Raw genomic sequence first — 13,967 nt, forward strand, 5'->3', positions numbered from 1 at the left:
GGCAGCGGCAACACCGCGACCTTGCCTGGAGCCGCCCGACCATGACCTTTCGTAGCGAGACCGACAGCTTCGGTCCGATCGACGTCGATGCCAACGCCTATTGGGGTGCGCAGACCCAGCGCAGCATCGGCAACTTCCCATTCGGCCCGCGCGAGCGCATGCCGATCGAGATCGTCCACGCCCTGGCGATCGTCAAGCAGGCCGCCGCCCGGGTCAACCGCAGCCACGGCCTGCCCGCCGAGATCGCCGACGCCATCGAAACCGCCGCCGCCGCGGTCGCCGCGGGCGAGCATGACGACCAGTTCCCGCTGGTGATCTGGCAGACCGGCTCCGGCACCCAGTCGAACATGAACGTCAACGAGGTCATCGCCGGCATCGCCAACGAGGCGCTGAGCGGCAAGCGCGGTGGCAAGTCGCCGGTCCACCCCAACGACCATGTCAACATGGGGCAGTCGTCGAACGACACCTTCCCGACCGCGCTCCACATCGCCGCCGCGCTGACCGCGACCAACCGCCTGATGCCGGCGCTGGAGCGGCTGTTCGGCGCGCTGGATGCCAAGGCCAAGGGCTGGGCGCACATCGTCAAGATCGGCCGCACTCACCTGCAGGACGCGACGCCGTTGACGCTGGGCCAGGAATTCTCAGGCTACGCCAACCAGTTGTACCGCTGCCAGCAACGCATCGAGCCCGCCGTCAGCCACGGCATGATGCAGCTGGCGCAGGGTGGCACTGCGGTCGGCACCGGCCTCAACTCGCCCCAGGGCTTCGACGTCGCCGTGGCTGCCGAGATCGCGACGATCACCGGCCTGGCGTTCCGCACCGCCGACAACAAGTTCGAGGCGCTGGCGAGCAACGACCCGTTGGTCCATTTCTCGGGTACGCTCAACACGCTGGCCGTGGCGCTGACCAAGATCGCCAACGACCTGCGGCTGCTCGGTTCGGGACCGCGCTCCGGCCTCGGCGAGTTGTCGCTGCCGGAGAATGAGCCTGGCAGCTCGATCATGCCGGGCAAGGTCAATCCGACCCAATGCGAGATGCTGACGATGGTCGCCGCCCAGGTCATGGGCAATCATGTCGCCGTCACCGTCGGCGGCATGCAGGGGCACATGGAGCTCAACGTCTTCAAGCCGTTGATCGGCGCCAACGTGCTGCGCTCGATCGACCTGCTGGCGACCGGCATGGCGAGCTTCAGCGAGCGCTGCGTCGAGGGCATGACCGCCAACGAAGGGCGGATCGCCGAGCTGGTCGAGCGTTCGCTGATGCTGGTCACCGCGCTGGCGCCCGAGATCGGCTATGACGCCGCCGCCAAGATCGCCAAGCACGCGCATGTCAACGGCACCTCGCTGCTCGAGGCAGCGCTGGCGCTGAAACTCATCGACGAGCCGCGCTTCCGCGAAGTGGTGCGCGCCGACAAGATGATCGGGCCCGACGCCTGACGGAGTTGGCGACCGGCGCGCAACGTTCTACACCGCGCCGATGACCGCATTCGTCAGTACCGCCGTTGCTACGCCGCCCCGCCGCGGCCTGATGTTCGTGCTGTCCTCGCCGTCGGGGGCGGGCAAGACGACGATGTCGCGGCGTCTGCTGGTCGACGACGAGCAGATCGTCATGTCGGTGTCGGTCACCACCCGTCCGCCACGCCCCGGCGAGATCGATGGCCGCGACTATCATTTCGTCACCGAGGCCGAGTTCGACCGGATGCAGGCCGCCGGCGAGCTGCTCGAATGGGCCAAGGTATTCGGGTATAAATACGGCACGCCGAGCGCCCGGGTACAGGATGCGCTCCACGCCGGGCGCGACGTGCTGTTCGACATCGACTGGCAAGGCACGCAGCAGCTCCAGCAGACCGAATCGGGCAGCGACCTGGTCCGCGTCTTCATCCTGCCGCCGAGCATGGCCGAGCTGGAGCGCCGCCTGCGCTCGCGCGGCACCGATTCGGAGCCGGTCATCGCCCACCGCATGCGGCGCGCCGCCACCGAAATCAGCCATTGGGGCGAGTACGACTATATCCTGATCAACGACGATCCCGACGTCTGCCTCCACGAGATCCGTGCGATCCTGAAGGCCGAGCGGCTGGCGCGGCGGCGGCAACTCGGGCTCGCGGCATTCGTGCGGGACATGCTGGGATGAGCCGCCGCACCAGCCTGGTCGCGCTCGTCGTGCTGGGGGCCGTGCTGGGTGCCGTCCCCGCCGCCGCCGATCCGCCGGGCTGGCGGCGCCAGATGACCGAGCCCGACCGCAAGCGCCTCGCCGGCCTGTACCACGCCTGGACCACCGCCCGTGCGCAGGTCGCCGCGGCGGGACTTGCCGCCGATTGGTCGGGGCAGGGCGCGTTGACCCAGGGCGATGCAGTCACCGCCGATCCGCCGCCGGCACCCGGAATCTATTCCTGCCGGACCCTGAAGCTGGGCAGCCGGGTCGCGGGGATGCCCAACTGGCGGGCAGTCGGCAGCTATCCCTGCCGCATCGAGGCAAGCCGCGACGGCCTGCGCTTTACCGGCGAAGGCGGTGCGCAGCGCACCAGCGGCGTGCTGTACCCGGACGGCGAGCGGATGATCTATCTCGGCGCGATCAACCTCGGCAACGAGCGCGGCGGCTTCAAGTATAATGCCGATGTCGACCGCAACCAGGTCGGCGTCCTGCACAGCCTCGGGCCGAAGCGCTGGCGGCTGGAACTGCCGTTTCCGCTGTGGGAATCGACGCTGGACCTGATCGAGATCACGCCGTCGACCTGAGCCTGCTTCCCCGCCCATGCACAGCGTGGAGGGGAAGGACCGCCCGGACAGAGGGACGCTGAAGAAGCGCCCCCACCCCGGCCCTCCCCACTCTATGTTCGCGAAGGCTCACGTGGGGGGAGGGGGCAGAAAGGACGTTGGAACCCGAAGCGGCAGCGCACCTTTCTGCTCCCTCCCCCCACGCGCAGCGTAGAGTGGGGAGGGCCGGGGTGGGGGTTCTTCTGCTCGAAACGGCTCCCGAGGGGACCGTTATTTCTCCCGGAAGGCGTTGTCGCGCAGCTTCGACACCGGTGTCAGCAGGTACGACAGCACCGACCGCTTGTGGCCGAGCACGTCGACCTGGGCGATCATGCCGGCGCCGATCGGCAGGCGGGTGCCGTCCTTGGCTTTCAGTTCGGCGCTGTCGGTGCGGATGCGGATGGTGAAGTGGCTCTCGCCGGTGCGCTCGTTGACGATGGCATCGGGTGAAATCGTCTCGACCTTGCCGTCGAGCGCGCCATAGACCGAATAATCATAGGCGGTGAGCTTGACGGTGGCGCGCTGGCCGAGGTGAACGAAGGCGATGTCGGCGGGCTTTACCTCGGCCTCGACGACCAGCGTGTCGTCGGCGGGTACGATCTCGACCAGCGGCTCGCCCGGCCTCACGCTGCCGCCGACGGTGGCGACCAGCACGCGGTTGATGGTCCCGGCGATCGGCGCGCGCAGTTCCGTGCGCGTCAGCCGATCCTGCAGCGCGGGCAGGGTGACGCCCTGTCCGGCCAGTTCGCCGCGCGCCGTCGTCAGCTGCGTGAAGGCGTCGGCGCGATACCTGTCGCGGACGCTGCGCAGGCCCGACTGCGCCTCCTCCACCGCGGCACGGGCGCGGCGGATCGCCAGCGCCGCGCTGCCCGCGCCGCCGCGCGCCTGCGCCTGTGCGGTCTGCGCGCGCACCAGTTCGATCTGCGGCTCGATCCCCTTGGCGACCAGCGGCGCGATCATCGCCAACTCGCTGTCGGCGGCGGCCGCGCCCTGGGTCCGGGTCGCTGCCTCGACCTCGGCCTGGCCGAGCGCGCGCTGCGCCTGGTCGAGCTTGGCCGATTCGACTGCGCTGTCGGCGGCAAGCCCGGCCAGCCGCGCCCGGTACAGTGACCGCTCGGTCTCGACCAGCTGCGGCGCGGCGGTCGTCAGGCCCGGCGCGAACACCGGCGCCCTGCCATCGACTTCGGCCTGCAACCGCGTCGCCCGGGCGACCAGCGCGTTATAGGATTCGGTCGTCCGCCCGAATTCGGCGGTGAAGGCGGTATTGTCGAGGCGCACCAGCGGCTGGCCGGCGCGGACATGCTGCCCGGCACGAACCAGGATCGCCTTGACCACGCCGCCCTCCAGGTTGGAGACGATCTGCAGCTGGCGTGACGGGATCACCCGGCCCTGCGCACCGGCAACCTCGTCGACCCGGGCCAGCGCCGCCCACAGCAGTAGCGCAAAGGTCAGGCCGGCGATCGTCCACAGCATCAACCGCGAGGCGCGGGTCGGTTCGAGTTGGAGCGGCATCGTCTCCAGCGTCGTGGCGAAGGACATGGTGCGCTCCCTAGTTGACGGCGACGGACTTGAGCACGTCGTCGCGCGGGCCGATCGCGACGACCTTGCCCTTGTCGAGGATGATGATGCGGTCGACGAGGCGCAGCATCGACTGGCGGTGGGTGACCAGCACCACGGTCCGGCCCTTCAGCTCGGGCTCGAGCCGCGAGATCAGGGCGTTCTCCGACTGGATATCCATCGCCGAGGTCGGCTCGTCGAACAGCAGGATCGGGCGCTCGTGCGCCAGGGCGCGGGCGATCGCGATCGATTGGCGCTGGCCGCCCGACAGCCCTTCGCCGCGGTCGGCCAGTTGCAGGTCATAGCCGTTGGGCAGCTGCCCCATGAAGTCGTGCGCGCCCGACAGCTTGGCGGCCTTGAGGACCGCGGCATCGTCGACCGCCGCCTCGCCGAGCGCGATGTTCTCGCGCACCGAGCCGCTGAGCAGGAAGACGTCCTGCAACACCGCGCCGATATTATGGCGCAGGTCGTCGGGGTGAAGCTGGCGGACGTCGGCGTCGTCGACGAACACCGCGCCCTCGCTGGGCTGGTACAGGCCGAGGATCAGCCGGGCGACGGTCGACTTGCCGGAGCCAACGCGCCCGACGATGGCGACTCGCTCGCCCGGCTGGATGCGGAAGGTGACATCGTCCAGCGCGCGCGCCGTGGTGCCGGGATAGCGGAAGGTGACGTTGCGGAACTCGATGCCGCCGTCCAGCTTGGCGCGGCGGAGATAGTTGCGATCCTCGTGCGCCTCGCCGCCGCTCTGCATCAGCTTGTCGAGCTGGGCATAGGCCGAGCGGGTGTGGCTGAGGCGGGTCAGCAGGCTGGCGATCTGGCCCAGCGGCGCGACGCAGCGGCCCGACAGGATCGAGGCGGCGATCAGACCGCCCATGGTCAGCTCGCGGTTGGCGATCATGTAGACGCCGATGATGACGACGCCGACATAGCAGATCTGCTGCACCGACTGGGCGACGTTGATGCTGACCGCCGCGATCAGGCGCTGGCGCAGCGACGACGCGGCATGGTCGTCGACGGCCTTCGCCCAGCGACGCGCCAGCAGCGGGCCGGCGGACGACGACTTGACCGTCTCGAGGCCCGAGATCGCCTCGACCAGCACGCCCTGTTTCGACATGCCCTCGGCCAGGCCCTTGCCCGCCAGCCGCGACAGCAGTGGCTGCGAGAACAGCCCGACCCCGACGACCAGCGGGATCATCACCAGCGGCACCGCCACCAGCCAGCCGCCGATCGCCCAGATGACGACCAGGAACAGCAGGATGAACGGCACGTCGACGACGGCGGCCAGCGTCGCCGAGGCGAAGAAGTCGCGCAGCGCCTCGAACTCGCGGAGCAAGCCGGCAAAGGCGCCCGACGAACCCTGGCGCGTCTCCATTCGCATCGACAGCATGCGCTCGAAGATCGAGTTGCCGACGGTGCGGTCGATGCGCTGCCCGGCGATGTCGATGAAATAGCCGCGCAGGGTGCGCAGTATGAAGTCGAAGACCAGGATGATGCCGACCCCGACCGACAGTGCGATCAGCGAGTCGGTAGCGTTGTTGGGAACGATGCGGTTGTACACCGTCATCGAGAACAGCGAGGTCACCAGCCCGAACAGATTGACCAGGATCGCCGCCAGCGCGACCTGCCCGTACAGGCCCCGGTTGGCGCGGATCGGGTCCATCAGCCAGGCGGCGATGCGCGGCTTGTGCAGTTCGATGTTGCTGTCGGTCATAGTCTGCCCCCTCACATCGGTGCCGTGCTGAGCTTGACGCCGACCGCCGGCAGGATTTCGCCGGTGCGGGTGAGCAGCGCGTAACGCGCCACGTCCAGCTCGATGATGCCCTGCAGGTAATTGGCGGCGGCCGAGTAATAATCCTGTTCGGCGCGCAGCAGCTCGATCAGCGTGCCGCGCGAGACCCGGAACTGTTCGACATAGCTGTCGCGCGAGCGCCGGTTGGCGATGTACGCGGTCTCCAGCGTCGCCTCGGTGATGGTCAGCGACTTGACGTCGGTAAAGGCGATGCCGGCGTCGCGCTCGCTCTCGTTGATGACCTGGTCGGCGATGAAGCCGGCCTGGCGCGACACCGCGCTCGCCTCGTCGATCCGGCCGCGCTGGGCACCGCCGGCGAACAGGCTCTGGCGCAGGCTGATGGTGCCGCGCACGTCATAGTCCGACCCGGTGAAGACGTCGTAGCGCGAGCCGTTCACTCCCGCCGACAGCCGCGGCAGCCCGTCCGCCCGCGCCGCCCGATAGTCACGGCGGGCAGCCTCGGCCCGGCGCAGCGCGGCGGCGACGGCGGGCGACTGGCGGCTCATCGCCTGCGCATTGTCGAGGCTCTGCGCCTCGGAGCGCGGCGGCAGCGGGCGACTGAGATGATCCGGCGCATCGGTGCCGAAGGTCTCGCGGTAGCGACCGCGCGCCTGCTCCAGCGCCCGGCCATAGCGCGCCGCCTGCACCTCGGTATCGGCCAGCACCGCCTCCGCCCGCGCCACGTCGCCCGCCGCGCCAAAACCCTGGACGACGCGCGTGCGGACATCGGCGAGGATGGCGCGCTGCCGCTTGGCCATCGCGTCGCTCAGCTCGACCAGCATCTGGTAGCCGAGCACGTTGTACCAGGCATTGACCGCCCGCAGCGCCGTGTCGCCGGCGACGCGCTCGACCTCGGCCCGCGCGGCGCGGATGCGGTCGTTGGCGGCGGAGATCCGGCTGCCGGTCGCGCCGAAGTCATAGATCAGCTGGTCGGCGTTGATGACGGCGTCGGCGCGGGTCCGCGGCGCCAGGCTCTCGATGAAGGTGTCGCCCGACTGGAAGCGGTTGGCGAGCGAGCGTTGCGTGACCAGTGACGCGTCGACCTGCGGGAACAGCCCGGCGCGGACCTGGGTGCGGACGCCTTCGCGGGACTGCGCATCGGCGATCGCGGCGGCGACGTTGGGATGGACCTCGACGGCGCGGCCCAGCGTATCGAGGAACGGCCGGGCCGGCACGGCGGCGTGGGAGAACCGGATCAGCGGATCGCGGTCGAAGTCGATCGATTGCGGCGCTCCCGACGGCTCTGGCAAGGAAATCGCGGCGGCGGGCGGCGTGACCGCGACCGTCGGCTGGGCCAGCGCGGCCGCACCGCACAGCAACAGGCCGCAAGCCCCCGATCTTCCTGCACGCTTGAACACCGCTACTCCCACCCGCACCGATCCCGCACGCGACGCAAAGGAGCCGACTCGGTCAGGCTGATGGCCACGATTGTTCAGGGGTGCGCATTCAAAGATTATCATGCGAACTGTTGCACTTCCCTTAAGACCTATTGCATTAGCGTCAGCGCCTGTAGTCTTTGGTTCCGTATCGAGTCTCGCCTCGTCGCTGGATTTGACCACGCCGTCCCGGACGACCGTGTGTCGCAATCATGGTAAACGGCAGCACAGCGTCGGGCTTAATCCACAATTGCCTTGGGTCCCGGACGCGCGGCTCCACTCCGAGCGATGCTTCGCTAAGAAACGGTTAAGTCCGGACACTCGGAAATGCGTGACGTTTCAAGGCCCTGAAAGCCCGTCCGGGACGCCCCCGACCGTTGATCCGGCAGCCGCCCGGAGGCTAGCGCGTGACCGTCGCCGGGCGTGCGACCATCGACGGCGCGATCCGTGCCGCCTCGCTCGCGGTCGTCCCCGGCACCGCGACTCCGGCGTCGACATCGCCCGCTGCCGCCCGGTGGATCGCCTTGCGGATCCGCGGATAGGTGCCGCAGCGGCACAGGTTGGTGATCGACGCGTCGATCTCCTCGTCGCTCGGATGCTTGTTGGTCTTGAGCAGCGCCGCCACGGCCATGATCATGCCTGACTGGCAATAGCCGCATTGCGGCACCTGCTCGGCGATCCACGCCTGCTGCACCGGGTGCGAGCGATCGTCCGACAGACCCTCGATCGTCGTCACCAGCGTGCCCTCGATGTCGCCGATCGCGACCTGGCAACTGCGCTGCGGCACGCCGTCGATATGGACGGTGCAGGCCCCGCACAGCCCGGCGCCACAGCCGAACTTCGTGCCTGTCAGATTCGAGGCATCGCGCAGCGCCCACAGCAACGGCGTCGTCGGGTCCATCAGGTAATGGACGGGATTGCCGTTGACGGTGAACTTGGTCATGCCACGTCATCTAGCCGAGGAGCCGCGACGATGGAACTGACGACCTTGCGCCTCGACACCGCCGACGGCGTGGCGACGGTGACGATGATCCGCCCACAGGCCCTCAACACCATGAACCAGGCGTTCTGGACCGAGATCATCGAGATTTTCGGGGCGATCGACGCCGACCCAGGCATCCGCGCCGTAGTTGTCGCCTCGACCGGCAAGCACTTCACCGCCGGGCTCGACCTCGCCTGGGCCGGCGCGACGCTGGGCGGACCGCCCGGCGATGCGGGACGAGCGCGCGAGGCTTTCCGCCGCCACGTCAAGCACATGCAGGACAGCTTTACCGTCGTCGACCGTTGCCGCGTCCCGGTGATCGCGGTGGTGCATGGCGGCTGCATTGGCGGCGGCGTCGATTTCGTCACCGCCTGCGACATGCGCGTCGGCACGGCGGACTGCTTTTTCACCATCCAGGAGATCAACATCGCCATCGTCGCCGACGTCGGCACGCTGCAGCGCATTCCGCACCTGCTGCCCCAGGGCATCGTCCGCGAACTCGCCTATACCGGGCGCCGCTTCCCGGCCGAGGAGGCGGCGCGCTACGGCTTCCTCAACCGCGTCGCCGCCGACCATGACGCGGCACTCGCCGCCGCGCACGAGCTGGCGCGCGACATCGCCGCCAAGTCGCCGCTGGCGATCACCGGCATCAAGGCGGTGCTCAACCACGGCCGCGACCACAGCATCGACGACGGGCTGGAGTTCGTCGCGCTGTGGAACACCGGCATGCTCCAGGGCGAGGACGTCCCGAACGCGGTCGCCGCCCAGCTCAAACGCGACACCGCGCGCTACGCCGACCTGCTCGCCTGACCTGCCGCGCGGGGGCGCAGCGATCGCGAGTGAGGATTTGCCGGGCGATGCGGCACCTTCGCCGCTTGTCCGACGATGCTGCGCCGCATATAGACGCGCCAACATCCCGGTGGACGCGCCGGGTCTCGTCCGATACCCGAGGGGCATGATGCACCGACTTAGGCTTTCAATTGCTGCTGTCCTGATGGCGCTGGCCCCGGCCGCGCTGCTGGCGCAGGACGCTGCGGCCCCGGCAGCTGCTCCCGCTGCAACGGCTCCCGCAGTCACCACCCCGGCGATCCCGGTAGCCGCCGCCCCGACCAAGCCGGCAACCACCGCCAAGGTCGATCCGACCTCCGGCAACGTCGTCGACGCCGCGCCGGTCACCCCGGTCCAGACCATCGAGATCGCCAGCGGCGCCCCGGTTAACCAGCGTGTTCCAGCGACTGCCGGCATCGGCCAGCCTGCCGGCGGCACCCATTGGGACCTGCAGCCGCCTGAGTCGCCGATCGCCCGCGAGGCGCACGGCATGGTCAAGGCCGTGCTCGACCCGATGATGGTCATCATCACGATCTTCGTCGTGCTGCTGCTCGGCTATGTCGTCGTTCGTTTCCGCCGGGCGGCTAACCCGCAGGCATCGCGGACCAGCCACAACACGACGATCGAGGTTCTGTGGACGCTCGTCCCGGTCCTCATCCTGGTGTGGATCGCCGTGCCGTCGTTCCGCCTGCTCGCCAACCAGTACGAGCCGCCCAAGGCCGACCTGACCATCAAGGCCATCGGTCATCAATGGTATTGGGAGTATGAATACCCCGACCAGGGCAATTTCAGCTTCGATTCGATCATGCTGACCAAGGAAGAGGCCGCCAAGGCCGGCTCGCCGCAGTTGCTCGATGTCGACAACCGGGTGGTCGTGCCGGTCGGCGTCACCGTCCGCGTCCTGACCACCGCTGCCGACGTCATCCACGCCTGGGCGATCCCGGCATTCTGGGTCCAGATGGACGCCGTTCCCGGCCGCATCAACGAGACTTGGTTCAAGGCAGACCGTACCGGCGTGTTCTTCGGCCAGTGCAACCAGCTGTGCGGCACCAAGCATGCGTTCATGCCGATCGCCGTCGAAGTCGTCTCCAAGGAGCGCTTCGCCCAGTGGGTCGCCGCCAAGCAAAAGGAAAACGGCATCACGCCGCCGGTCGCCGGAGCCCCGGTCGCTGGCGCAGGTATCTCACCGAACGCAGGCGGCAGCGCTGCTGCCGAAGCTGCGACCTCGGCGACGCCGGCCGAGCCGGCAAACGCCGCCCTCGCGGGTGGTTCGAATACAACTGAAGCCGCCGCGCCCGCCGCGACGCCTGCTGCCAAGTAAGAGAGAGCGCCAGACCATGGCCACCAGCCCCCTCGTTGCGGATCACGGGCACGACCACGCCCACGACGATGCCCATGAGCACAAGCTCGGGTTCGTCGAGCGGTGGCTGTTCTCGACCAACCACAAGGACATCGGCACGCTGTACCTGATCTTCGCGATCGTCGCGGGGACCATCGGCGGTGCGATTTCCGGCATCATGCGCGCCGAGCTGGCGCATCCCGGCATCCAGTATCTGACCTGGTTCACCCAGGGCAATCTCGACGCCTCCTATCATCTGTGGAACGTCTTCATCACCGCGCACGGCCTGATCATGGTGTTCTTCACCGTCATGCCCGCGATGATCGGCGGCTTCGGCAACTGGTTCGTGCCGATCATGATCGGCGCGCCCGACATGGCTTTCCCGCGCATGAACAATGTCTCGTTCTGGCTGCTCGTGCCGTCGTTCCTGCTGCTGCTCGGCTCGATGTTCGTGCCTGGCCCGGCGGGCTTCGATGGGGCCGGAACCGGCTGGACGGTCTATCCGCCGCTGTCGACCAGCGGCCATCCCGGACCAGCCGTCGACATGGCTATCCTGTCGCTCCACCTTGCCGGCGCCTCGTCGATCCTCGGTGCGATCAACTTCATCACGACGATCTTCAACATGCGTGCGCCGGGCATGACCCTGCACAAGATGCCGTTGTTCGTCTGGTCGGTGCTGGTCACCGCCTTCCTGCTGCTGCTGTCGTTGCCGGTGCTGGCCGGTGCCATCACCATGCTGCTGACCGATCGCAACTTCGGCACCACCTTCTTCGACCCGGCCGGTGGCGGCGACCCGATCCTGTACCAGCATCTGTTCTGGTTCTTCGGTCACCCGGAGGTCTACATCCTGATCTTGCCCGGTTTCGGCATGGTCTCGCAGATCATCTCGACCTTCTCGAAGAAGCCTGTGTTCGGCTATCTCGGCATGGCCTACGCCATGGTCGCGATCGGTGGCATCGGCTTCATCGTCTGGGCTCACCACATGTTCACCAGCGGTCTCGACGTGAATACCAAGATGTATTTCACGGCGGCGACGATGATCATCGCGGTGCCGACCGGCATCAAGATCTTCAGCTGGATCGCGACGATGTGGGGTGGTTCGATCAGCTTCAAGATACCGATGCTGTGGGCGATCGGCTTCATCTTCATGTTCACCGTCGGTGGCGTCACCGGTGTCGTCTTGGCCAACGCCGGCGTCGATACCTACATGCACAACACCTATTACGTCGTCGCGCACTTCCACTACGTGCTGTCGCTCGGCGCGGTGTTCGCGATCTTCGCCGGCTTCTACTACTGGTTCGGCAAGATGAGCGGCAAGGCGTACAACGAGCTCCTGGCGCAGCTGCACTTCTGGATCTTCTTCGTCGGCGTCAACGTGATGTTCTTCCCCCAGCATTTCCTGGGCCAGCAGGGCATGCCGCGTCGTCTCCCCGACTACACGCCGGCCTATGAGCACTGGAACTACATCTCCAGCGTCGGCTATGCGATCATGGCGGTCGGGATGTTGTTCTTCTTCATCAATGTCATCTACTCGCTGGCCTTTGGTCGCCGCGTCGAGGGCAATTACTGGGGCGAGGGTGCGACCACGCTCGAGTGGACGCTGAGCTCGCCGCCGCCGCACCACCAGTTCGAGACGCTGCCGCAGATCAAGTAGCGGGCTCATCGCTCGCTACCCGACATTGGACCAATCGTGACGACGCAGACCCTGCCATCGACGGCCTATGCCGATTGGCGCGATTATCTCGCGCTCCTGAAGCCGCGCGTCATGTCGCTGGTGGTGTTTTCGGCGGCGTGCGGCCTGCTTGCGGCACCGGGGCATATTCACCCGTTCCTCGGCGCCGTCGCGATCCTGTGCATCGCCATCGCGGCGGGCGCCGCCGGGGCGCTCAACCAATGGTTCGAATCCGACATCGACGCGCTGATGAAGCGCACCGCCGGGCGTCCGCTGCCCGGTGGCCGGATCGCCCCGCAAGAGGCTCTGGCCTATGGCGTCGCGCTGTCGGTCGGCTCGGTCGCCGTCATGGGCCTCGCGGTCGGCTGGCTCGCCGCGGCGCTGCTGGCGATTTCGATCCTGTTCTACGTGATGATCTACACCGTCTGGCTCAAGCGCCGGACGCCGCAGAACATCGTCATCGGCGGCGCTGCGGGCGCCTTTCCGCCACTGATCGGCTGGGCCGCCGTGACGCACGATGTGACGCTGCTGCCGGTGTTGCTGTTCTCGATCATCTTCCTATGGACGCCGCCGCACTTCTGGGCGCTGGCGCTGTTCATGGAGGCTGATTACGCCAAGGCCGGCGTGCCGATGCTGCCCGTCACCCACGGGCCGGCCGTCACCCGCCGCCAGATCCTGCTTTACACCGCGCTCCTCGTGCCGGTCAGCCTGCTGCCCTGGGTTTTTGGCCTCACCGGCTGGGTCTATGGTGGAATCGCCGCTGGTCTGGGTGCGGTATTCGCCTGGTATGCGCTCGCCGTCTCGCGCAACACCGCGACGCTCGCCGTCGACATGGCTCCTGAGAAAAAGCTGTTCCGTTTTTCTCTGCTCTACCTTTTCATGCTCTTCGCCGGGCTCGTCGCCGACCATTGGATTTTCGGATGACCCCCGAGGAAATGACCATTTTCGTTGCCCGCCGCCGCGCCCGCAACCTCGTCCTCGGCGGCATTCTGGTCGCGCTCGCCCTGCTGTTCTTCGGCATCACGATCGTCCGGATGGTCTGATGTCGGCCACCCTCGCCAGCACCAATCGCCGTACCGCCACCGTCGCCGCAGCCTTTGCTACGGTGATGATCGCGCTCGCCTTTGCTGCCGTGCCGCTCTACCGCGCCTTCTGCCAAGCGACGGGTTTCGCCGGCACCACCGGCCGGGCCGAAGCGGCGGCCGTGCCCAGCGACTCCGTCCTCCGCTCCCTCGCCGGTCGCACGATCAAGGTCCGCTTCGACGGCAATATCTCACCCGGCATGCCGTGGCAGTTCGTGCCCACCGCCAACGAGACGACGATCAAGGTCGGCGAGCGCCGCATGGCCTTCTACCGCGCCACCAATCTCAGCGCCGCACCGGTCACCGGCCGCGCCGTCTACAACGTCTCACCCGATCTGGCGGGCAGGTACTTCAAGAAAATCCAGTGCTTCTGCTTCAACGAGCAGACCCTGAAAGCGGGCGAAGTCGTCGACATGCCCCTCACCTACTTTATCGACCCTGCTATCCTGAAAGACCCTCAGGCCAGCAAGATCGATGAAATCACGCTCAGTTACACCTTCTTCCCGGTGGACGAGCGCAACCGTGCCCAGCTAGACACGCAGCGTGACTCCGCGCTGCTCGCGGGTGCGGAACAGAATAAAGGCTAGGA

Annotated in this window: 12 protein-coding genes; 8 read left to right on the forward strand and 4 right to left on the reverse strand. The window is 67.6% G+C overall.

Features of this window, described 5'->3' with window-relative positions:
* The first annotated feature begins 41 nt into the window (after nucleotides 1–41).
* From fumC to ACOFKW_RS07790, 3 genes are read left to right on the forward strand one after another with little or no spacing between them, the layout of a single operon-like run.
* Entirely contained in the window at nucleotides 42–1,436 is a 1,395-nt protein-coding gene (fumC, locus tag ACOFKW_RS07780; protein WP_419816744.1) for a class II fumarate hydratase, read from the forward strand.
* A 40-nt stretch (nucleotides 1,437–1,476) separates the two neighbouring features.
* Nucleotides 1,477–2,130 carry a guanylate kinase gene (gene gmk / locus ACOFKW_RS07785; RefSeq protein WP_419816745.1) on the forward strand — a complete coding sequence of 218 codons (654 nt, stop codon included), beginning with the start codon at nucleotides 1,477–1,479 and terminating at the stop codon, nucleotides 2,128–2,130.
* Nucleotides 2,127–2,735, forward strand: coding sequence for a DUF4893 domain-containing protein (locus ACOFKW_RS07790; protein WP_419816746.1), 609 nt, complete (start codon nucleotides 2,127–2,129; stop codon nucleotides 2,733–2,735). Before gmk ends, ACOFKW_RS07790 begins: the two co-directional genes overlap by 4 nt.
* A gap of 249 nt (nucleotides 2,736–2,984) precedes the next feature.
* Here ACOFKW_RS07790 and ACOFKW_RS07795 read toward each other — a convergent pair whose 3' ends face one another.
* The 4 genes from ACOFKW_RS07795 to ACOFKW_RS07810 all read right to left on the reverse strand — a co-directional run bounded on the left by ACOFKW_RS07795 (nucleotide 2,985) and on the right by ACOFKW_RS07810 (nucleotide 8,418).
* Entirely contained in the window at nucleotides 2,985–4,292 is a 1,308-nt protein-coding gene (locus tag ACOFKW_RS07795; protein WP_419816747.1) for an HlyD family type I secretion periplasmic adaptor subunit, read from the reverse strand.
* Between the two features lie 10 nt (nucleotides 4,293–4,302).
* Nucleotides 4,303–6,021, reverse strand: coding sequence for a type I secretion system permease/ATPase (locus tag ACOFKW_RS07800; RefSeq protein ID WP_419816748.1), 1,719 nt, complete (start codon nucleotides 6,019–6,021; stop codon nucleotides 4,303–4,305).
* Nucleotides 6,022–6,032: 11 nt separating this feature from the next.
* Nucleotides 6,033–7,457, reverse strand: coding sequence for a TolC family protein (locus tag ACOFKW_RS07805; protein ID WP_419816749.1), 1,425 nt, complete (start codon nucleotides 7,455–7,457; stop codon nucleotides 6,033–6,035).
* A 418-nt stretch (nucleotides 7,458–7,875) separates the two neighbouring features.
* On the reverse strand, nucleotides 7,876–8,418 hold the full coding sequence (locus ACOFKW_RS07810; RefSeq protein WP_419816750.1) for a (2Fe-2S)-binding protein: 543 nt from the start codon (nucleotides 8,416–8,418) through the stop codon (nucleotides 7,876–7,878).
* Between the two features lie 30 nt (nucleotides 8,419–8,448).
* On the opposite strand from ACOFKW_RS07810, the gene ACOFKW_RS07815 reads away from it, so the two are divergent.
* From ACOFKW_RS07815 to ACOFKW_RS07835, 5 genes are all read left to right on the forward strand, one after another.
* Complete coding sequence (locus tag ACOFKW_RS07815; RefSeq protein WP_419816751.1) at nucleotides 8,449–9,267, forward strand: crotonase/enoyl-CoA hydratase family protein; 819 nt, start codon at nucleotides 8,449–8,451, stop codon at nucleotides 9,265–9,267.
* Between the two features lie 184 nt (nucleotides 9,268–9,451).
* Nucleotides 9,452–10,606 (forward strand): cytochrome c oxidase subunit II, encoded by a 1,155-nt coding sequence (gene coxB, locus ACOFKW_RS07820; RefSeq protein WP_419816752.1) that lies wholly within the window; start codon nucleotides 9,452–9,454, stop codon nucleotides 10,604–10,606.
* A gap of 16 nt (nucleotides 10,607–10,622) precedes the next feature.
* On the forward strand, nucleotides 10,623–12,278 hold the full coding sequence (gene ctaD / locus ACOFKW_RS07825) for a cytochrome c oxidase subunit I (protein ID WP_419816753.1): 1,656 nt from the start codon (nucleotides 10,623–10,625) through the stop codon (nucleotides 12,276–12,278).
* Nucleotides 12,279–12,314: 36 nt separating this feature from the next.
* Nucleotides 12,315–13,220: a heme o synthase gene (locus ACOFKW_RS07830; protein WP_419816754.1), complete on the forward strand. Its 906-nt coding sequence runs from the start codon at nucleotides 12,315–12,317 to the stop codon at nucleotides 13,218–13,220.
* 118 nt (nucleotides 13,221–13,338) lie between these two features.
* The gene (locus ACOFKW_RS07835) at nucleotides 13,339–13,965 is read left to right on the forward strand and encodes a cytochrome c oxidase assembly protein (protein WP_419816755.1); all 627 of its coding nucleotides are present in this window, start codon (nucleotides 13,339–13,341) and stop codon (nucleotides 13,963–13,965) included.
* The last annotated feature ends 2 nt before the right edge of the window (nucleotides 13,966–13,967 follow it).

Origin of the sequence: Glacieibacterium sp., assembly GCF_965200405.1 — a bacterium.
Classification (GTDB): Bacteria; Pseudomonadota; Alphaproteobacteria; order Sphingomonadales; family Sphingomonadaceae; genus Glacieibacterium.

Excerpts from the sequence above, each read along its gene's own strand:
- ACOFKW_RS07790 (WP_419816746.1), top strand. The coding sequence starts at position 2,127 with ATGAGCCGCCGCACCAGCCTGGTCGCGCTCGTCGTGCTGGGGGCCGTG.
- ACOFKW_RS07810 (WP_419816750.1), bottom strand. The coding sequence starts at position 8,418 with ATGACCAAGTTCACCGTCAACGGCAATCCCGTCCATTACCTGATGGAC.
- ACOFKW_RS07800 (WP_419816748.1), bottom strand. The coding sequence starts at position 6,021 with ATGACCGACAGCAACATCGAACTGCACAAGCCGCGCATCGCCGCCTGG.
- ctaD (WP_419816753.1), top strand. The coding sequence starts at position 10,623 with ATGGCCACCAGCCCCCTCGTTGCGGATCACGGGCACGACCACGCCCAC.
- coxB (WP_419816752.1), top strand. The coding sequence starts at position 9,452 with ATGGCGCTGGCCCCGGCCGCGCTGCTGGCGCAGGACGCTGCGGCCCCG.
- ACOFKW_RS07795 (WP_419816747.1), bottom strand. The coding sequence starts at position 4,292 with ATGTCCTTCGCCACGACGCTGGAGACGATGCCGCTCCAACTCGAACCG.
- gmk (WP_419816745.1), top strand. The coding sequence starts at position 1,477 with ATGACCGCATTCGTCAGTACCGCCGTTGCTACGCCGCCCCGCCGCGGC.
- ACOFKW_RS07835 (WP_419816755.1), top strand. The coding sequence starts at position 13,339 with ATGTCGGCCACCCTCGCCAGCACCAATCGCCGTACCGCCACCGTCGCC.
- fumC (WP_419816744.1), top strand. The coding sequence starts at position 42 with ATGACCTTTCGTAGCGAGACCGACAGCTTCGGTCCGATCGACGTCGAT.
- ACOFKW_RS07815 (WP_419816751.1), top strand. The coding sequence starts at position 8,449 with ATGGAACTGACGACCTTGCGCCTCGACACCGCCGACGGCGTGGCGACG.